The sequence below is a fragment of the Synechococcus sp. R55.2 genome (genome assembly GCF_047462075.1).
Taxonomy (GTDB): Bacteria; Cyanobacteriota; Cyanobacteriia; order Thermostichales; family Thermostichaceae; genus Thermostichus.
The window spans coordinates 1-567 of sequence record NZ_JANSIH010000331.1; the positions used below are offsets into that span (position 1 = coordinate 1).

The following is a 567-nucleotide window of genomic DNA, read 5'->3' on the forward strand; positions in this document are numbered from 1 at the left end:
AGTCCTGCTTCATCAGACGGAAGGTGAAGGAGCGATAACGCCCACCACACTTAAACCAGGGCCTGCCTGCCCGCTTTCCGTTACAGTCACCTTATAGCCATCGGTCAAACGCTCTTTGCACTCGTTCTACACAGTCTTGGAGCACCTGGGAATGAATCGCTTGGTATTCGGGGAAGAGAGCCTTTGTGTTTACCAAGTCTCGTTTGTGGGAGTCGAAGGTGGGCTTGTCTTTCAACACAGGCAGATGGCAGACTGTCAACGGGCAAGCGTGGCTGTTGCAGCGATTCTGCTCCCACCCGTTGAACCGTTCTGCCAGGCGATAGTTGTACTGCCTACGTAGCAGCTGCAGCCATTGCTCCATTAGAGCTATCTGGCTGGTGGTAGGACGCAAGCGGTACTGGTAAGCGGTTCTCATGATCAATGCATTGTACCTGATGAACGCTCCCGCCTCTCATCCCGACTCTGGCCGGCCCCGCCCCCCCAAAAACCCCCCCCAAGTTGGGGGGGGGGGGGGGGGGGGGCGGGGGGGTTTTAAAAAACGACGAGCCCACCCCACCGGAGCGGAGG

At 57.8% G+C, this 567-nt stretch carries 1 protein-coding gene; it reads right to left on the bottom strand.

All coding sequences use genetic code 11. From position 1 onward, the window contains the following. Positions 1-91: 91 nt before the first annotated feature. Positions 92-415, bottom strand: coding sequence for a helix-turn-helix domain-containing protein (locus tag NW838_RS10530; protein ID WP_414428010.1), 324 nt, complete (start codon positions 413-415; stop codon positions 92-94). Positions 416-567 lie beyond the last annotated feature (152 nt).